At 68.7% G+C, this 17,606-nt stretch carries 17 protein-coding genes; 8 read left to right on the top strand and 9 right to left on the bottom strand.

The features are described from left to right. The first annotated feature begins 331 nt into the window (after positions 1-331). The gene (locus QMK34_RS16500; protein ID WP_326414874.1) at positions 332-1,180 is read left to right on the top strand and encodes a hypothetical protein; all 849 of its coding nucleotides are present in this window, start codon (positions 332-334) and stop codon (positions 1,178-1,180) included. 62 nt (positions 1,181-1,242) lie between these two features. Here QMK34_RS16500 and QMK34_RS16495 read toward each other — a convergent pair whose 3' ends face one another. From QMK34_RS16495 to QMK34_RS16485, 3 genes are all read right to left on the bottom strand, one after another. Continuing rightward, complete coding sequence (locus QMK34_RS16495; RefSeq protein ID WP_326414873.1) at positions 1,243-2,829, bottom strand: carboxylesterase/lipase family protein; 1,587 nt, start codon at positions 2,827-2,829, stop codon at positions 1,243-1,245. A gap of 102 nt (positions 2,830-2,931) precedes the next feature. Continuing rightward, positions 2,932-3,825, bottom strand: a complete 894-nt coding sequence (locus QMK34_RS16490; protein WP_326414872.1) for an ABC transporter ATP-binding protein — start codon at positions 3,823-3,825, stop codon at positions 2,932-2,934. Then, positions 3,812-4,108 carry an iron chelate uptake ABC transporter family permease subunit gene (locus tag QMK34_RS16485; protein WP_326414871.1) on the bottom strand — a complete coding sequence of 99 codons (297 nt, stop codon included), beginning with the start codon at positions 4,106-4,108 and terminating at the stop codon, positions 3,812-3,814. Before QMK34_RS16485 ends, QMK34_RS16490 begins: the two co-directional genes overlap by 14 nt. A gap of 51 nt (positions 4,109-4,159) precedes the next feature. Between QMK34_RS16485 and QMK34_RS16480 the strand changes: the two genes are divergently transcribed. Next, entirely contained in the window at positions 4,160-5,296 is a 1,137-nt protein-coding gene (locus tag QMK34_RS16480; protein ID WP_326414870.1) for a S1 family peptidase, read from the top strand. Positions 5,297-5,392: 96 nt separating this feature from the next. Here QMK34_RS16480 and QMK34_RS16475 read toward each other — a convergent pair whose 3' ends face one another. Continuing rightward, a complete protein-coding gene (locus QMK34_RS16475; protein WP_326414869.1) occupies positions 5,393-5,953 on the bottom strand; it encodes a hypothetical protein in 561 nt (186 codons plus the stop codon). Positions 5,954-6,186: 233 nt separating this feature from the next. On the opposite strand from QMK34_RS16475, the gene QMK34_RS16470 reads away from it, so the two are divergent. Both QMK34_RS16470 and QMK34_RS16465 read left to right on the top strand, forming a co-directional pair. After that, entirely contained in the window at positions 6,187-7,509 is a 1,323-nt protein-coding gene (locus QMK34_RS16470) for a M20/M25/M40 family metallo-hydrolase (RefSeq protein WP_326414868.1), read from the top strand. Continuing rightward, a complete protein-coding gene (locus QMK34_RS16465) occupies positions 7,509-8,387 on the top strand; it encodes an alpha/beta fold hydrolase (protein ID WP_326414867.1) in 879 nt (292 codons plus the stop codon). The genes QMK34_RS16470 and QMK34_RS16465 overlap by 1 nt, the downstream gene beginning before the upstream one ends. A 238-nt stretch (positions 8,388-8,625) precedes the next feature. On the opposite strand, the gene QMK34_RS16460 is transcribed toward QMK34_RS16465, so the two are convergent. Beyond that, entirely contained in the window at positions 8,626-9,435 is an 810-nt protein-coding gene (locus QMK34_RS16460; protein ID WP_326414866.1) for a hypothetical protein, read from the bottom strand. Positions 9,436-9,893: 458 nt separating this feature from the next. Here QMK34_RS16460 and QMK34_RS16455 point away from each other — a divergent pair, with 458 nt between their 5' ends. Continuing rightward, complete coding sequence (locus QMK34_RS16455; RefSeq protein ID WP_326414865.1) at positions 9,894-10,571, top strand: alpha/beta hydrolase family protein; 678 nt, start codon at positions 9,894-9,896, stop codon at positions 10,569-10,571. An 88-nt stretch (positions 10,572-10,659) separates the two neighbouring features. On the opposite strand, the gene QMK34_RS16450 is transcribed toward QMK34_RS16455, so the two are convergent. From QMK34_RS16450 to QMK34_RS16435, 4 genes are all read right to left on the bottom strand, one after another. Next, the gene (locus QMK34_RS16450) at positions 10,660-12,987 is read right to left on the bottom strand and encodes an FtsX-like permease family protein (RefSeq protein ID WP_326414864.1); all 2,328 of its coding nucleotides are present in this window, start codon (positions 12,985-12,987) and stop codon (positions 10,660-10,662) included. Continuing rightward, positions 12,984-13,664, bottom strand: coding sequence for an ABC transporter ATP-binding protein (locus tag QMK34_RS16445; RefSeq protein ID WP_326414863.1), 681 nt, complete (start codon positions 13,662-13,664; stop codon positions 12,984-12,986). Before QMK34_RS16445 ends, QMK34_RS16450 begins: the two co-directional genes overlap by 4 nt. After that, entirely contained in the window at positions 13,661-14,191 is a 531-nt protein-coding gene (locus tag QMK34_RS16440; protein ID WP_326414862.1) for a PadR family transcriptional regulator, read from the bottom strand. The genes QMK34_RS16445 and QMK34_RS16440 overlap by 4 nt, the downstream gene beginning before the upstream one ends. 209 nt (positions 14,192-14,400) lie before the next feature. Then, positions 14,401-14,877, bottom strand: a complete 477-nt coding sequence (locus QMK34_RS16435) for a MarR family winged helix-turn-helix transcriptional regulator (protein WP_326414861.1) — start codon at positions 14,875-14,877, stop codon at positions 14,401-14,403. 40 nt (positions 14,878-14,917) lie between these two features. Here QMK34_RS16435 and QMK34_RS16430 point away from each other — a divergent pair, with 40 nt between their 5' ends. The 3 genes from QMK34_RS16430 to QMK34_RS16420 all read left to right on the top strand — a co-directional run bounded on the left by QMK34_RS16430 (position 14,918) and on the right by QMK34_RS16420 (position 17,602). Next, positions 14,918-15,838 carry an alpha/beta hydrolase gene (locus QMK34_RS16430; RefSeq protein ID WP_326414860.1) on the top strand — a complete coding sequence of 307 codons (921 nt, stop codon included), beginning with the start codon at positions 14,918-14,920 and terminating at the stop codon, positions 15,836-15,838. 419 nt (positions 15,839-16,257) lie between these two features. Next, positions 16,258-16,854, top strand: a complete 597-nt coding sequence (locus QMK34_RS16425; protein ID WP_326414859.1) for an ArsR/SmtB family transcription factor — start codon at positions 16,258-16,260, stop codon at positions 16,852-16,854. Position 16,855: 1 nt separating this feature from the next. Further along, a complete protein-coding gene (locus tag QMK34_RS16420; RefSeq protein ID WP_326414858.1) occupies positions 16,856-17,602 on the top strand; it encodes an SRPBCC family protein in 747 nt (248 codons plus the stop codon). Positions 17,603-17,606 lie beyond the last annotated feature (4 nt).

Genomic DNA, 17,606 nt, shown 5'->3' with positions numbered 1-17,606 from the left:
ACACTGATCAACTGAGGCCCTTGGTCGATCTTCCGTCTGTAGCAAGAAGGAATGATCAACCAAGGGCCTCACCCATGACCAACCGGGGCCCCCACCAGACACCACCTGGTTAAACAACAAGCTCAGCTTGAGTTTTAAGGTCGGGGTGTGTGTCGCCTACCCCCGGTTGATCACGAAGGCAGCCCCTGGTTGATCATGCTTCTTGTTGAGGGAAGTAGATCGCTACCAAGGGCTGCGTGATCAGTGTTGCATAACGACCGTCGAGACGATGCACTTGGTGAGCTTGAGAGGTTTCGGCATGAGCTCTACGGGTGCCTGACCGCGCGTGCTGATGCGGGCGAGTCAGACGGCCCAGATTCGCGTACGGGTGGCCCTGCACGACGCCGACGTGCTGCTCGACGACTCGGGATTCCCCAACGGTCCGCACCTGGTCCACCTGGCCAGGCTGCTGGACAGCGCCCGCCTGCGCGACGAGCTTCGGATCGCCCCGGCCACGGCCACCGTCGCGGCGATCCTGTCCGACCGCTTCCACGGCTCGGTCGTCCGGCACGGCTACCCCGGCGTCGACGCCGAACTGTTCCACCGGGTCAAGGTGCGGGAAAAGGAGACCACGGCCACGGGCTGGCTCCACCTGCCCGGCCACCCGTCGCGACCGCCACGGCGACGCCGCGTAGTCGCCGTCGCAGCGGTCGTGGTCGTGATCGCCCTGGCCATCACCGGCGCGGTCTGGCTGCTCCGGGGGGACCAGGATGCAGGCGGAGCCCCCGAGCACCAAGCGCCGCCTTCCTCCCGGCCGACGGCGGCGGCGACCTCGACGCCCGTCGGGAACTGCACCGACTTGTACTTCGAGCAGGACCCGAAGGTTCCGTATCCCCTCGTCTACCAGCTGCCCGAGGGTGTCACAGCGGAGAGACTCAATCCAGGGCTGTCGAAGTATCCCGTCGGCGGCGTGCTCCTGCGGGACCGCAAGCCCCTCGGCGCGATCAAGTTCTTCTACGAGGACCCCGGAATCGGCTTCTCCGTGATCACCGTGGTCGACGCGACCTGCGCCCCGGTCCAGGCGACTTCGACGAAGGTCGCCGCGGGCACGTACGTGGCGGCGTTCCGGCTCGGCACCGATGACTTCGAGCTGGTGGTGAAGCTCAACGGGCTGGCGGACGTGACCTTCCGCCGCCCATGACCGAGCGCGTCATCCCGTCGCAGTGCTCTACCGGCTGGTCATGGGCGGCAGCAGCTTCGGTGTTACAGGGATCCCCAGAAGCCGCAGTGGTGTCCCGCGGCGAGGTCCACCCGCCGGATGTCGCCCTGCCCGGCGGGTGCGAGCGACAGGCCGGACACCCCGTCCCGGACCGGTGACCACTGTGGACGGTCCGGTCCGTTCGGGTCGCCCGTGCGCGCGAACGCGGTCCAGTAGTCCACCATCTGCGCGGCGAGTCGTCGCTGGTCGGGGGTGAACTGGAACTCCGCGCCGCCGAGCGAGAACAGGTACGGCAGCTCCATCGCGTGCGCCGCGCCCAGCGGGACCTTGCCGGGGAACGCCCGGGTGAGCGGCGAGTCCCGGTCGGCGAACTCGTAGGCGTAGGTCGGCACCCGGCGAGCGAGCTGCCGGTCGGTGGTGACCTGGTTGCACGACCAGATCCGGTCCGTGGTCACCGCGCCCCAAGCGATGGCCGGGCTCTCGTAGCGGGCGAGCGGGTACTCGGCCTCCACCTTCGGGGCCAGGCTCCCGCCGACCATGTCGGTGACCAGCCGGTGGTATGCCGCCGCGTCGATCCGGTCGTCACCGAAGGCGATCAGCCAGCTCCGCGCCTCGTCGTGGTTGTTGCCGGACAGCACGGGCACCCGGTGGAAGCGGCCCGCCCGCATCGCGGCGGCCGGATTCTCCGGCAGCACCGAAGTGCCGTACGCCGGGGAGACGAACGAGAGTGTCTGTTTCACCACTTCCGACGCGGGCAGTGCGCGCAGGCAGTCCAACGCCTTCGCCCCGCCCGGGCAGCCCAGGTCGGCCGAGACCTCGCCGCCTACCTGCCTTACCGCCGACTGCGGAAGCCAGGGCGCGCCCGCGCCCTGGCCGGGGTACTGGCCGTTCGCGGGCCAGTCGAAGGCGCAGGAACCGCTCTGCATCAGGGCTTTCGCGAACAGTCCCGTCGACCCCGGTGACGTCAGCTGCGCGCAGGTGCTCATCCCGCCCGCAGACTCCCCGGCCAGCGTGACGTTGCCGGGATCGCCGCCGAACGAGGCGGCGTTCCGCTGTACCCACCGCAGCGCGGCCTGCTGGTCCTGCAGGCCGAAGGTGCCGGAATCGGGCAGTCCGTCGTGGCCGAAGAACCCGAAGATCCCCAGCCGGTAGTTGACCGTCACCACCACGACGTCGCCGCGGGTGACAAGGTCGCCGGGCCCGTAGTTGCTGCCCGCGCCGAGGAAGAACCCGCCGCCGGGCAGCCAGACCAGCACCGGTCGTGGCCGGGCCGACGGCTTCCGCGGCGTGGTCACGTTGAGGTACAGGCAGTCCTCGTCGGTGCTTCCGGTCGGCGCTTCCGGGTTCGCGTCCTGCGGGCAGGCGCTCGCCGGTCCGGTCGCGTCCTGGGGTGCCCGCCATGGTGTCACCGGTTGCGGCGGCCGCCAGCGCAGCGCGCCCACCGGCGGTGCCGCGTACGGGATGGCGTCGAAGGTGCGGAGCTCGCCCGTCACGGTGCCCCGGACCGCTCCCGCGTCGGTCCGGACCACCGTGGGGACGTCCCCGCCGGTCGCGCCGGCCGGGCCGCTGAGCAGCCCGGCCGACATCGTCAGCAGCGCGACCACCAAGCCTGTGCGGCTTCTGGGTTTCATCGGTTTCCCACCTCCCTGTCAGGAGGTCAAGCATCGCGGCCCCAGTCGTTGCCGCTGATCGTCCGCACGGCTATGACGAGCTCCGAAAGGGCTGACCCGGGATCAGCCGATCGGTGGATCACGAGCCGCACCGCCACACGACTGGCGTGTCGTAGTTCGCCGTCCCGGCGAGCTGCCCGTTCTCGCCGGGACGGTCGCGAAGGCGGGACATCGACTGGGTGGTCCTCTTCGCTGGGGGAGTGCAAAGGGGACAGAGACAGCTGGGGCGCCGGTCACCGGGTGGACGCCCACGTGGGCATGGACGTCGAACACGGCGCGGACGACCTCGGTGGTGAGCACCTCGGCGACCGGGCCCGCCGCGACGACCCGGCCCGCGGAGAGCAGGTAGAGCCGGTCGCAGTAGGCCGCCGCGAGGTTGAGGTCGTGCGGGACGATCAGCGTGGTCGCGTCGAGTCGCCGCACCAGCTCCAGGAACTCGAGCTGGTGGGCGATGTCGAGGTGGTTGGTCGGCTCGTCGAGGACGAGCACCCGCGCCTGCTGGCACAACGCCCTGGCGAGCAGCACGCGCTGCCGCTCGCCGCCCGACAAGGTCGAGTACGCGCGGGCCGCCGAGCCGTCCATGCCGACCTCGCGCACCGCGGCCGTGGCGGCCTGGTGATCGGCCGCGGTGGTGCGGGAAAACGCCGTCTGGTGCGGGATCCGGCCCATCAGCACGACTTCGGTGACGCCGAGCCGGAGCAGTGTTGCGTGACGGCCGCGGTCCGGCGGGCGGCCTCGCGCGCGGTCAGCCCGGTCCAGACGTCGGTGTCGTCGATCAGGACGCCGCCCGCGCGGCCGCAGCGCCCGGTACAACGCCCGCAGCAAGGTGGACTTGCCGCTCCCGTTGGGCCCCAGCACGCCGACGACTTCACCGGGCGCCGCGTCGAGGTCCACGTCGTGGACGATGTCGACCTCGTCGATGGCGACCGAGACGCCGTCGAACCTAACCCGCGTCATGGGTGTTCCCCCCGCTCGGGTGGCGCAGCAGCCAGAGCAGCACCGGCACGCCCACGACGGCGGTCAGGATGCCGAGGGGGAGCTCGCTGTCGCTGAGCACGCGGGCGAGCACGTCCACCAGCACCAGGTAGCAGGCGCCCGCCAGTGCCGTTGCCGGGAGCAGATGAAAACCATTATCATCGCATTCTGAGAAAGACCATTGTATAACGCCATATACGCCGACACTTTGACCGTTTTCGGACAAGTTGTGGTCTAGACCTAGACGCAAAGTGCGCGGACGCACACACTCTGCCGAAGCGCGCTTACTCCCTTCCCCGCCGCAAGGAGAAAAGTGATGCGTCGAAGAATCTTGCTACGGCTGAGCTCTGCCACTTTGCTGGCACTCGGCCTCGTGTCCGGTGCCGCTGTCGCTCCCATCGCCTTCGCCCAGCCGTTGTCACCTGGTCTGGTGACCGCGATGCAGCACGACCTTGGCCTCAGCGCCCAACAGGCGGAAACCCGTCTGTCACAGGAATCCGTCGCCACCCGGCTGATGCCCGCCGCACAGCGGGCGGCGGGCGCGGCGTTCGGTGGCACCTGGTTCGATCCGGTCAGGGGCAAGCTCGTCGTCGGCCTGACCGACGAGCGGGCGGCCGCGGCCGTACTGGCCACGGGCGCCGAAACCGTGCCCGCCAAGCTCAGCGCCGCCGCGCTGGACGCGACCAAGACCGCGATCGACTCGTACGCCAAGGCCAAAGCGGCTCCGGCGGGGATCAGCGGCTGGCGTACCGACCCCCGTACGGGCAGTGTCGTGGTCACCGTCAAGCCCGGCGCGAACGACGCCGAGGTCGCCTCGTTCCTGAGTCGCGCGAAGCAGGCAGGTCCGGTGACTGTCGTGACCGGGGCCGAACCGCAGACCTTCTCGGCGGGCACTGTCGGCGGGGATCCTTACTACATCAACGGAAACACCCGCTGCTCGATCGGATTCTCGGTGCAGGGCGGCTTCGTCAGCGCTGGCCACTGCGGTGGCGCGGGTAGTTCGGTGGTCGGCTGGGACGGCTCCGCGATGGGCTCGTTCGCCGGTTCTTCCTTCCCCGGCAACGACTATTCGTTCGTCCGCATCAGTAATGGCTGGTACACAGTCCCGGTCGTGCTCGGCTGGGGCACGGTGAGTGACGCACTGGTCCGTGGCTCGCGGGTGGCCCCGGTCGGCACGTCCGTCTGCCGCTCCGGCTCGACGACGCACTGGCACTGCGGCACCGTGCTCGGGCTCAACGAGACCGTCAACTACAGCCAGGGCGCGGTGTATCAGGTGACCAGGACGAACGTCTGCGCCGAACCCGGCGACTCCGGCGGCTCGTTCATCACCGGCGACCAGGCCCAGGGCGTCACCTCCGGCGGTTGGGGCAACTGCAGCTCGGGCGGCGAGACCTGGTTCCAGCCGGTGAACGAGATCCTGCAGGCCTACGGCTTGTCCTTGGTCACCGCCTGACCGTCAGCCGCGAATGCAAGTCCCTGAAGGCCACCATGACGGCGTTAAACGCCGTCATGGTGGCCTTCAGGGACCTCGGTTTCCCAGCTGACGGTCTCAGGGCTCGGTGCAGTGTGTCGCGCGGGCGGAGGCGTCCGACAACTCGGGTGACGTCATGATCGCGCCGACCGGGTCGTACGCGCGCATCGCGAGCTTCTGCGCTTCGATCATCGTGTCCACGGCCTTGTTCTGCGCCGCGGTGCTGTTCTTGGCCGCGTCCAGCTTGGCCTTCGCCGAGGTCACCTTGTCCCGCGCCGCGGTGTAGTTGTCGAGGAACGTCTTCTTGGCGGTTTCGCCCGCCGGGGCCGGGGCGGCGGGGAGCGCGTTCAGCCGGTCGATCGCCTTGGTGAGGACGGCGGTGTAGGGGACCAGCTGTTTGGCGAAGGCCTTGGGGGAGTCGCCACTCGTGGAGTTGAGGACCTCGTTGTGGTCCTTCCGGAAGTCGTTGACCGCCTGGCAGTACCCGTCCACCCACTGGATGGCGAGCTCCGGGCTTGCGCTGGTGGATGGCGGCGGGGGAGTGGCGCTGGAGGAGACGGCTGGGCCCGTGCCGGAGTTCGCCGTGCAACCGGCCAGTACCAGGCAAAGGCCCAGCGCGAGGGGTAAACGGGTGGGCATGGCTTCCTCCAGTGGGTTCTCGATCTGACCGGAGCTTGGCAGGGAACCGATGTCCGGTCTGCGTCAAATGACCCACAATATCAAAGTGTATAACGAACTATACGGCGGGGTTTGAGTGGAAAAAGACACTTGGTCACCCAGCGAAGAGGCTCACAGCTATTCAGACACGCACGGACAAACGGTTGGTGCGTTTCGCTGTCGGCTGTCACGGGCCGCAATGGTAGGAATGCCGGGTGAGCGAACCGAACCTGATCGATACAGCCGCTGACGAGGCCGTCACCCTGACCAGCGAGCTCATCCGCATCGACACCACCAACACCGGCGACCCCGACACCCTGGTCGGGGAGCGGGTCGCCGCGGAGTACGTCGCCGAGAAGCTCACGGACGCCGGGTATGAGATCACCTACGTCGAGTCCGGCGGCAAGAACCGGCACAACGTCATCGTGCGGCTGCCCGGCGCCGACCCGAGCCGGGGCGCGCTGCTGATCCACGGGCACCTCGACGCCGTCCCGGCCGACGCGTCCGAGTGGTCCGTGCACCCGTTCTCGGGCGCGATCCAGGACGGTTACGTCTGGGGCCGCGGGGCGGTCGACATGAAGGACATGGTCGGCATGTCCCTCGCGCTGGCCAGGCACTACAAGCTGAACAACATCGTCCCGCCGCGCGACCTGGTGTTCGCGTTCCTCGCTGATGAGGAGGCCGGTGGCAAGTTCGGCGCGCAGTGGCTGGTGGAGAACCGGCCGGAGCTGTTCGAGGGCGTCACCGAGGCGATCAGCGAGGTCGGTGGTTTCTCCATCACGCTCAAGGACGACGTCCGGGCGTACCTCATCGAGACTGCCGAGAAGGGCATCCGCTGGATGAAGCTGCGCGTGCGCGGCACCGCGGGCCACGGCTCGATGATCCACCGCGACAACGCCGTCACCAAGCTGTCCGAGGCGGTCGCCCGGCTGGGGAACCACCGTTTCCCGCTGGTGCTCACCGATTCGGTCCGGGAGTTCCTCGCCGGGGTCACCGAGATCACCGGCTGGGACTTCCCCGAGGACGACATCGAGGGCTCGGTCGCCAAACTGGGCAACATCTCCCGCATGATCGGCGCGACCCTGCGTGACACGGCGAACCCGACGATGCTCTCGGCGGGCTACAAGTCCAACGTCATCCCGTCGTTCGCCGAGGCTTCGGTGGACTGCCGGATCCTGCCGGGGCGCCTGGAGGCGTTCAACACCGAGCTCGACGAGATCCTCGGCCCGGACATCGAGCGGGAGTGGATGGAGCTCCCGCCGGTCGAGACCACCTTCGACGGCGCGCTGGTCGACGCGATGACCGCCGCGGTGCTCGCCGAGGACCCGGGCGCCCGCACGCTGCCGTACATGCTTTCGGGTGGCACGGACGCGAAGTCGTTCCAGGAGCTCGGGATCCGCAACTTCGGCTTCGCCCCGCTGAAACTGCCCGCGGACCTGGACTTCTCCGCGCTGTTCCACGGCGTCGACGAGCGGGTCCCGGTGGACGCGCTGAAGTTCGGCGTCCGGGTGCTCGACAGGTTCCTGCGCTCGTCCTGATGGACCGCTTCCTGCTCGCCGACGGTACGTCCCTGCACCTCGTGCGGTGGGGCGTTCCGTCGGCGCCGGTCACCGTGGTTTTCGCGCACGGTTACGCGCTGGACCACCGCAGCTGGCGCCGGATCGCGCCGTTGCTGCCGACGGCCGTGGAGGGTCCGGTGGGCGTGGTCGCGTACGACCATCGCGGGCACGGCGAGTCCGGGCGGGCCAAGCGGGGCACCGCGACGATGGCGCAGCTGGGTGACGATCTGGCGGAGATCATCGAGCACGCGGTGCCGGCGGGCCGGGTGGTGCTGGTGGGGCACGACATGGGCGGCCTGGCGATCATGGCGCTCACCCAGCGGCATCCGCGGTTGTTCAAGGAGCGGGTCGGTGGGCTGGTCTTGCTGTCGACGTCGGCGGGCGGGCTCACGACGGAGGCTTCGGCGGCGTGGCCGAACGCGCTGGGCAGGCTGGTGCGCGATCTGGAGTCCGTGCTGGGGTCCAAGTTCGTCGGGCTGGTCAAGGACCACACCAGCAAGGCGGTGAGTGCCGGGCTGCGGTGGTGGCTGTTCGGTTTCGACCCCGATCCGGACGACGTGGAGCTGACCGTGCAGATGATCCGGGGCAACTGGCCGCACACGGTGTCCGCGTTCCGTCCGGCGTTGGACGCCTACGCGCGGGAGGCGGCGTTGTCGCTGGTGGGGCGGACGCCGGTGACGGTGATGGTGGGGGAGCGGGATCGGCTGGTCCCGGCGGACGACGTCGAGCAGCTCGCCGGTGCGGTGGAGGAGGGCACGGCGGTGGTGCTGCCGGGGGTCGGGCACGTGCTGCCACTGGAGGGTGCCGCGCAGGTGCTGCCGCGGATCGTGGCGCTGGTGCGGACCGCGCACGGCTAATGGGGGGGGCAGGTGGTCCTGGGGAATTTTCACCGGATTTTCCTGACCTGCACTGATGTTCGGTTCGGCGCTAGGTCCCCTGCTCATCGCCACTACGGTGCGGACTTGGAGGCTCTCCGTTCGGGGTCAGCCGGAATGTCCCCTTTGTGGGGTTCCGGCAGTATTGGCGGCAGCACAACCGGATTTCCAGTCAGCGCCTCACCACACTTGACGTTGACGCCGGTTCCCTCCGCCATTACTACGGGGACCCCAGACGGTGCGCTGTTGACGTTGGCACACTGATCGCATGACAAGTTTGACCGCCGAACTCGTGGTCGAGGGTCGCGTCCCGCAGACCCCGGCTCTCGCTCCGAATGGGCATCTGCTCTGCTACGTTCTCGCCCCCAGCAGCAGGATCGGTGACCATCTCGACACCGCACTCTGGCTGGCCGACATCGAAGGCGACGGTGTGTGGAGTCGGGTGACCGCCGACATCGCGACGGAGTCCAGGCCCCGCTGGTCCGCGGACTCGCGCACGTTGTACTTCCTGTCCGACCGCGCCGAGCGTGGCACTCCGCAGGTGCACCGGCTCACCGCCGCCGACGGCGTGGTGATCGCGATGACTGACTGGCGCGCGGGTATCATCGACCACTTGCCGCTCGCTGATCCCGACCTGGTCGCTCTGCTCGCCGAGGACGAGCCCACCGAGCAGGACACGCGCCGCGCCCAGGACCGCGACGACGCCATTGTCGTCGGTGAGCGCGAACCGCGTGCCCGGTTGCGCCTGCTCGACCTGCGCAGCGGCCAGGTCATCACTCCGGCGGTGTTCGGCGACCGGCACGTCGTGGAACTGCGGCAACGACCCGACGGTGGCCCGCTCGCCGTGCTCACTCAGGCCAGCGCCGACCTGGACTACGGTCCTCGCACCGGCCGACTGCACCTGTTCGACCCCGCAACGGGGACCGCGGAGGACCTCGGACCGGTCGAGGTTGAGGCACAATCCCTGGCCTGGTGGCCGGCTGAAGACGGTTGGCACCTCGGTTACGTCGCCCTCACCCCGGTCCTCCACGCCGGCACCGCGGTGTTCGACCTGGCCATGAGCAACCGCGTCCGCCGCAACCGCACCGCAGACCTTCCGATGTGCCCCACCGAACTGTGCCAGACCGACGCCGCCCCTCTGGTGGTGTTCGCCGACGGCCTGAATACGACCCTCGCCCGGCTCGACCCCGACGGTCCCACGCCGCTGTCACAGCACCCCGGCCGCCTCGACTCCCTCACCTCCACCCCCGATGGCACGGCGATCGCGGTACTGACCGGCACCCGCTACCAACCCGCGAACGTTCACGTCGGGCCACCGGCCGGGCCGCTGCGAAAGATCACGGACACCCGCCCCGAACTGGACGGCATCACCTTCGGCACCCAGCTGCCGCTGGCTTACCGTGCCGCAGACGGCCTCGATCTGGACGGTCTGCTCGTACTGCCGGTCGGGAAGTCCGCGTCGGACGGCCGTTCCCGCTCGTCACGATCGTGCACGGAGGCCCCTACGACCGGTACGCCGATCGCCTTCAGTTGTTCTGGTTCTCCAGCGCGCAGTGGCTGGCCAACGCTGGCTACGCGGTGTTCCTGCCCAACCCGCGCGGCGGCCAGGGCCACGGTCACGAGTTCGCGGCCAGCGTCGCGGGCAGGGTCGGACGGGAGGAGTGGACCGACATCCTGGCCGGCATCGACCTGCTCATCGACGAGGGCATCGCCGACCCCGATCGGCTGGGCATCGCCGGTGGGAGTCACGGCGGGTTCATGGCCGCCTGGGCGATCGGGCAGACCGACCGGTTTCGCGCCGCGCTGGTCAGCGCCGGTGTCGTCGACTGGGGGATGCTCGCCGCGACCGGGGAGAACGGCCAGTTCGAGGCCGCGCTCGGTGGTAGCACCGGGTGGGACGGAATCGGCCCACACCCACATGACGCGCTCAGCCCCGTCTCGTTCGCCAGCCGTGTCCGCACCCCGGTGCTCATCCTGCACGGCGCCGAGGACACCAACGTTCCTCTGGGGCAGGCCGTGTACTTCCATCGGGCACTGCGCCACTTCGGCGCCGAGCACGAGTTCGTGATCTACCCCAGGGAGGGCCACTCGATCCGGGAACGCAACCACCAACTCGACATCCTGCGCCGCACCCGTGCCTGGTTCGACCGCTGGCTCCAGCCCTGACCGGGAGCGCTTGGTCTGGGATATCGACATCCGGCCCTGTGCTCGCGCGGTGTCCCACGCCGATTGGCGTGGGACACCGCGCGGGCGCTTATTCGGCGCGGAGTCCGTCGAGACGGGTGACCGACCGCAGCAGCGGCCAAGTCGCCGCGGTGACCAGCAATACCGCCAGCACGGCCGCCGCGATGAGGATGGCGATACCGCCCCCATCGAAGGTGTAGGGCAGGTCGGCCATGCGCAGGATCGGGGCGGTCACCCCGATCCCGGTGGCCACCGCCAGCACTACCCCGACCCCGACCGGGATCGCGGTCTGCCACAGCAATCCCTTTGCCAGCACCGAGATCGGCACCCCGGACGCGGACAGCGCGGCCAGCGGGCGGCGCCGTTCGGTGATCTGTTCCACCGACAACAGGAGCAGACTGAGCGCGGCGATGGACAGGACGAACACCGACACGAACAGCAGCGTACTGCGGATCTGCTGGGAGATCCGATCGCTGCTGGCCCGGAAGTCGGACCCGTCGATGGTGCTGATGCTGGCCTGCCACGCCAACGGGCTCAACGCCGCCCCGACCCGGTCGGCCACCTCATTCGGAGTGCCATTTCCGGAGATATAGAACATGGGCAGGGCACCCGGGATCTGGGCGCCACCCAGTGCGCCCGGGGTCAACAGCAGGTCCCCGCTCACGGACCGCACGGCGTTGGCCGCAGGGATGTGTCGCAGCGAATCCGGTACTGTCCATTGTGTACCTTCGGTGGACTCGTTGTCCTGGGATGAGCTGGACAACCGCTGTACACCGGCCGGTGCTGCCTGCTCCGCCCGGTAGCGGTCCTGGGGGTTGGGGTCCACATAGAACGCTGCCCCATCGGTGCAGGAGGGCAGTTTCGCGCGCAGCGCCAGTGCCGCACAGTCGCCGATCTGCACGTACTGCACGTATTTGCTGGAGGATCCGTTCCCCGGCTTGGCAAAGGCGCCGCGCAGGGTCTGCACCGCGGTGATACCCGACACGGCCCTGGCCCGTTGTACCGCATCCTCGGCCACGCCCTGCCTGGTCGACACCTGCACGGACGCGGTACCCAGGGTGGACGGACTGCTCTGGCTCGAGTCACTGGCGCCGAGGGCGGCCACCAAGGCCTGGATCAGGATCGCCCCCGCCAGTACCACCACCAGGCCGGACACCACGCGACTGGCGGTGCCGCTGTCCAACTGCAGGCGCCGGATCGCCAGCTGCCACGACGGCGCACCGCCATGGATGGTGCGGACCAGCCGTTCGACCGCCCAGGGCAGCACGGTGGCCACCCCGATCAGCGACAAGGCACTACCCGCGGTGATCGCGACCACGACCAGGGACTCGCTGGACTTCTTTTCCGCGAACAAGGTCGAGATCAGCATCATCGCGCCGAGGGCGAGGATCGTCCAACGCCACCACATCTGCCGCCGCTGGGGTTTGCCGATCCGCACCACCCCCAGGGGTTCGACGATCGTCCGGCGCAGCCCGAACAACGCCGCTCCGATCGCCAGCGCGGGCACCAGCACCGCGATCAGCGCCGCCAGTGGCCAGGCTGGCACGAAATCCTCGCCGTAGACCCGTAGGCCGAACAGGTCCAGTTTGCCGATCTGGCTGCGCAGCACCAGGAACAGGCCGATGCCGACCACGAGGCCCGCGACCGCGCCGACCAGGGATTCGCCCGCGGCGACCCGGCGGACCTGCCGCGCGTCCAGACCGATCAGCCGCAACGCGGCCAGACGTCGATCCCGCTGCGCCGCGCCCATCCGCGAGGCCGTGGTTACAAACACCAACAGCGGCAACAACAGCACTACCGATGCCGGAGCGAGGAACAGCAACAAGGTGGCCTGTGCTTCGAATCCGCGGCTCGAGCCGCCGAAGCCGTACACCTTCGTCACGGACTTTTCGTCGGTGAGTTGATCGGGACGTGCCCCGGCGAACACCAGCAAATCACCGGGGTCGGTCACGCCGGTCTTGCTGATCAGACCGACGATCGTGCCGGGTAGCCTGGCCCGCAAGGCCGTACCCAGCGGAGAATTCAGGATCTCCTGCACCGCTGGGGACACCACTAGTTCACCGGGGGCGGGAACCCGGTCCAGTCCTGTTGGGACAGGCGAGGTGGGGCCGGTAGGGGCGACGGCCGTCGCGTTGACGTAGTGGTCGTGGAACTCCACCGACCAGCCCCGCATGACCAACAGTGGCGCTACCCCCGGCGCCTCGGCCTTGACCTGCAGGTTGGCGGCGCTACGGTCCGCTCGCTTGTCCATCAGGTTGCCGAACGACGCGGCGGGCAGCAGTACTGCGACGGCCAGTGCGATGCCGAACGTGGTCATCGCCAGGCGCAGTAGCGCCGGGCCGGAGATTCGGCCGCCCCCGACGGCCAGCCGAAGTCCCAGCGCGAAATCTCGGATCATGCCGCCAGCTTCCGCATGGTCGCGACACCATCGCGGACCACGATCTCGCGATCGGAATACGCCGCGACCCTCGGTTCATGGGTCACCAGCACCACCGCTGCGTTGCTCTGCCGGGCCGCTTCGGTGAGCATCCGCATCACCCTCTCCCCGTTCAGGGAATCCAGTGCCCCGGTGGGTTCGTCGGCGAACACCACCTTCGGTCCGGTCACCAGGGCCCGTGCCACCGCGACCCGCTGTCCCTGCCCACCCGAGGCATCTCCTGGACGCTTGGCCGCGACGTCCTTGACCTCCAGCCGCTCCAGCCAGTCCATCGCCTTGGCTTCGGCGGGTTTGCGGGCGATCCCGGCCAGTCGGAGCGGCAGCGCCACGTTCTCCAGGCAGGTCAGTTCTGGCACCAACTGTCCGAACTGGAACACGAAGCCGAACTCGGTACGCCGCAACGCACTGCGCTGCTTGTCGCTCATCGCGACCAAGTCCTGCCCGCCGTAGTTGATGGTCCCCGAATCCGGGGCGATGATCCCGGCCAGACAGTGCAGCAGGGTGGACTTGCCCGATCCGGACGGGCCCATGATGGCCAGTACTTCACCGGCCGCGACCTCGACACTCGCTCCGCACAGCGCGGTGGTGCTCCCGAACGACTTGTGCACATCGTCCGCCACGATCAACGGCTGGTTCACGACCGCACCGCCGTCGCGAGTTCGTCGAGCCTGGCCGTGGTGAGTTCCAGCCATCGTAGGTCAGCCTCCAAATGAAACAGGGCGTGATCGCAGATCAGTTGGTCAGCCAAATCGCCGTCGATCTTGCGTTGGGTGAACACGCGCATCGCGGCCAGATGCTCGCTGCGCTGGATAGTGAGCAGATCGGCGGCGCTGCGCCCGGACAGCAGTGCCAGCACGACCTTGGTGTAGAGGGTGTTCTGCAGGTACGGCTGTGGACTTTCCGGTGTGGACAACCAGCGCGCCACGTCGGTCACTCCGGCATCGGTGATCGTGTAGCGCTTGCGCTCCGGTCCCGGCCCGTCACTCTGCTCGACACCGGTGGCCTTGATCAGGCCGTTGCGCAGCAACCGCGACAGTGTCGAATACACCTGCCCATACGCCAGCGGCCGATCCTGCCCGAACTGCTCGTCATAGATTTTCTTCAAGTCATAGCCATGTCGCGGCTCCGCTTCCAGCAGCCCCAGCAAGGTGTGGGAAACCGACATCCACCCTCCCCTTCAGCACATCAGCCCCGCTGGGTCCGGCCGCCCCCGGCAGCCGGCCGGACCCACCCACCCCCGGGCGAGGCGTCCACCTCGATGAGTGAACACCGCAACTATACATACGAGGTATACACATCGTATCTACCCCCAGGGTAGAACCATTCCCCAGCTCAAGCTGTGCTGCTGTCGTTTCGGTGGGGCGCTGGTCCGGGTCAGCCTGTGGGCATACCGGTCTGATCGCGTTCGAGGGCGGAGCGCAGGAGTGTCAGGGCCTGTGCGGTGGCCGCTACCTGGTGCGGCGGCAGTGCGCTCTTGATCAGTTCCGACGTTCGTTCGGTAAAGGTGACCTCGGCGGCGTCTGCCAGGCCCCGACCATGATCGGTCAGCGCCAGCAGTGAAGAACGACGGTCCGAGGGATTGGGACGGCGCAGGACCCATCCCTGTTTCTCCAGTCGGTCGATGCCCTTGCTGGTGGCCCCGATGCCGATGGCGAACTCGGCGGCGATGTCCGCGACCCGGGAGCCAGGGTGGTCGCGCAGGTAGCGCAGGAACTCGAACTGCGAGGTCACTATCCCGTGCCGTTCGCGCAGGCGGTCGTTGAGCGCGTTGTAGAGGCGTGTCTCGCATCTCACAAGGTCGGCGAAGAGCTGCGGGACGTCGGCACTGCTAGCGTTGAAAGTAGATGCCACGGAAGATACTGTACTGGCATCCATCGGTGATGGAGAAGCAATGAGCAAGCAGCAGCGCGAGAAGATCGACGCGATATTCCGGCAACCCCGTCCCGAGGGCCCACCGTCCTCGGTCGAGGCACTGCGGGCCGGTTTCGCGACGCTGATGTCCACAATGATCGTCCCGTCCGGTATCCGCACCTCCACGACGACCCTCGGGGACCGGCAGGCCCTGGTGGTCGAGCCTGAGCAAGGGGTGCGCCCGGGGACGATCCTGTACTTCCACGGTGGCGGCTGGGTGTTCGGCTCGCCGCGGACCGCGTTGTCGCTGACGGCACAACTGGTGGTCAAGACCGGGTTCAGGGCATTTTCGGTGGACTACCGGCTGGCCCCCGAGCACCCGTTCCCGGCCGGGATCGGCGACACCCTGAGCGCCTACCGTGCGCTGGTGGACGACGGGGTGGACCCGGCGACGGTCGTGTTCGCCGGGGACTCGGCCGGTGGTGGCTTGACCGTCACGACCTGCCTGGCCGCCCGCGATGCGGGCCTGCCTCTTCCCGCGGCGATCGTGGCGTTCTCTCCTGGACTGGACGCCACCCGGACGGGCGAGAGCATCGACACCAAGGCGGGCATCGACCCGATCTTCACGCGCGCGAGCATGGAGCACACCGCGGTCATGTACCTGGCCGGGCAGGACCCCCGCCAGCCGCTGCTGAGCCCGGCGGTCATGGCGGATCTGACCGGGTTCCCGCCGATGCTCCTGCAGGCGGGAACGAACGAACTGCTGCTGGACGACTCCACCCGCTTGGCCGCGCGCGCCACCGCGGCCGGGGTGGACGTCATTCTCGACATCACCGCGGATGTGCCCCACGTCTTCCAGTCCTTCGCCGGTGGCCCCCTGGACGAGGCCGATCAGGCATTGGACCGCGCGGCCCTGTTCATCAACCAGCACCTTCGCACTCCCGATGAGGCGCCGTCCTGATGCCCAGACGCCTGCGGGGGCGCTCCGGTGTTCGTATCGGGGGTTTGATCCGGTCCGTGATGGCCTCCCCGGGGGATCCGTCAGACGGTCGGGATGATGGCTCGGTCGACGCTTGCCCACGTCGGTAGCCGGTTCGCAGCTGTAGACGTTGCTCGCTAGTGGGGCCGCTGCTCCTCGAAGACCGTGACCAACACCGCCGTTCCCACCGTGCGCGGGTGGACAGGTAGACGGTCGCGGTCGGTGGACCCGATCTACGTCCGCCCTGCTCGGCGGTGTGCCAGTCGACCAGCGCTTCGGCAAGTGGCCGTTCGATTCTCTCCACGGGAGAATCCTGCCGCGGCACAGCGTGGCGTGGTCGCGACAAGTCCGACAAACTCAGTCGCCTTGACAAGGTTTCTTTTCGGGCTCAGGATGGGGCCATGTTCGAGGTGGCGGTGATCGAGGACGCGGCGGCGGCCGAGGTGTCCCTGGACCCGGTCCGGGCGAGGCTGCTCGCGGAGCTGTCCGAGCCCGCTTCGGCGACGATGCTGGCCGGGCGGGTCGGGCTACCCCGGCAGAAGGTGAACTACCACCTGCGGACGCTGGAGCAGCACGGGCTCGTGGAGCTGGTCGAGGAGCGCCGGAAAGGCAATGTCACCGAGCGGATGATGCGGGCGACGGCGTCTTCGTACGTCATCTCTCCTCTCGCGCTGGCGGCGGTCCAGCCCGACCCGGGGCGGTCGCCCGATCGGCTGTCCGCCCGGTGGTTGCTGGCGATCGCGGGCCGATTGGTGCGAGACGTCGGCATCCTGATCACGGGGTCGGCGAAGGCGCGTCAGCGGGTGGCGACTTTCGCGCTCGACGGTGAGGTGCGGTTCGCTTCGGCGGCCGACCGGGCGGCGTTCGCCGAGGAGCTGACCGTGGCGGTCACCGCGCTGGTCGGGAAGTATCACGACGAGAGCGCCGAACAGGGCCGTGACCATCGGGTGATCGTCGCGGTCCATCCCAGCGTCAAGGTGGAGCCGGAGGAAGGCTGACGTGGGCCACGAATTCGAACTGACCAGCGAGTCCGAGGTCATCGCGACACCGGAGGAGGTCTGGGCCGCGATCGCCACCGGACCGGGGATCGACTCCTGGTTCATGGGCCGTACGGAGGTCGAGTCCGGTGTCGGCGGTGCGGTGCGGACCGCGTTCGCCGAGTACACGCCGGACGCCCCGGTGACGGTGTGGGATCCGCTTGAGCGGCTGGTCTACGGCACGGAACCCGCGGCGGACGGCCGGTTCGTCGCGTACGAGTTCCTCATCGAGGGCCGTCGTGGTGGCAGCACCGTCCTGCGGACCGTCACCAGCGGGTTTCTGCCCGGTGACGACTGGGCGGACGAGTTCGAGGCGATGACGACGGGGATGGAGCTGTTCTTCCGCACCCTGGTCGAGTATCTGGCGTACTTCGCCGGGCGGGCGGCCTCGCCGGTCACGGCGTTCGGGCCGCCGGTGGCGGACTGGGACAAGGCGTGGTTCACGCTGGGGGTGGAGCTCGGGCTGGACCGGCGTCCGGTGGCGGGCGATCTCGTGCGGGCGCGGATCGACGAGCGGACGGCCGTGGAGGGTGTCGTGTACTTCGCGAACGCGGACACGGTCGGCATCCGGACCACGGACGCGCTGTACCGGTTCCTGCGCGGTTTCGGCGGCCCGATGGTCGCCGGTCATCATCTGTTCGCGCCCGATCAGGACGCGGTGGAGAGCGACCGGACCTGGCAGGCTTGGCTCGGCCGCGTCTTCGGGTGAGTCG

The organism is Amycolatopsis sp. H20-H5, from assembly GCF_035828755.1.
In the GTDB taxonomy this organism is placed as follows: Bacteria; Actinomycetota; Actinomycetes; order Mycobacteriales; family Pseudonocardiaceae; genus Amycolatopsis.
This window is presented reverse-complemented; position numbering and strand designations above follow the sequence as displayed.

What these genes read in the sequence shown, in the direction of transcription:
- QMK34_RS16500 (WP_326414874.1), top strand. Translation starts at nt 332, where the DNA reads ATGCGGGCGAGTCAGACGGCCCAGATTCGCGTACGGGTGGCCCTGCAC.
- QMK34_RS16495 (WP_326414873.1), bottom strand. Translation starts at nt 2,829, where the DNA reads ATGAAACCCAGAAGCCGCACAGGCTTGGTGGTCGCGCTGCTGACGATG.
- QMK34_RS16490 (WP_326414872.1), bottom strand. Translation starts at nt 3,825, where the DNA reads ATGACGCGGGTTAGGTTCGACGGCGTCTCGGTCGCCATCGACGAGGTC.
- QMK34_RS16480 (WP_326414870.1), top strand. Translation starts at nt 4,160, where the DNA reads ATGCGTCGAAGAATCTTGCTACGGCTGAGCTCTGCCACTTTGCTGGCA.
- QMK34_RS16475 (WP_326414869.1), bottom strand. Translation starts at nt 5,953, where the DNA reads ATGCCCACCCGTTTACCCCTCGCGCTGGGCCTTTGCCTGGTACTGGCC.
- QMK34_RS16465 (WP_326414867.1), top strand. Translation starts at nt 7,509, where the DNA reads ATGGACCGCTTCCTGCTCGCCGACGGTACGTCCCTGCACCTCGTGCGG.
- QMK34_RS16450 (WP_326414864.1), bottom strand. Translation starts at nt 12,987, where the DNA reads ATGATCCGAGATTTCGCGCTGGGACTTCGGCTGGCCGTCGGGGGCGGC.
- QMK34_RS16440 (WP_326414862.1), bottom strand. Translation starts at nt 14,191, where the DNA reads ATGTCGGTTTCCCACACCTTGCTGGGGCTGCTGGAAGCGGAGCCGCGA.
- QMK34_RS16430 (WP_326414860.1), top strand. Translation starts at nt 14,918, where the DNA reads ATGAGCAAGCAGCAGCGCGAGAAGATCGACGCGATATTCCGGCAACCC.
- QMK34_RS16425 (WP_326414859.1), top strand. Translation starts at nt 16,258, where the DNA reads ATGTTCGAGGTGGCGGTGATCGAGGACGCGGCGGCGGCCGAGGTGTCC.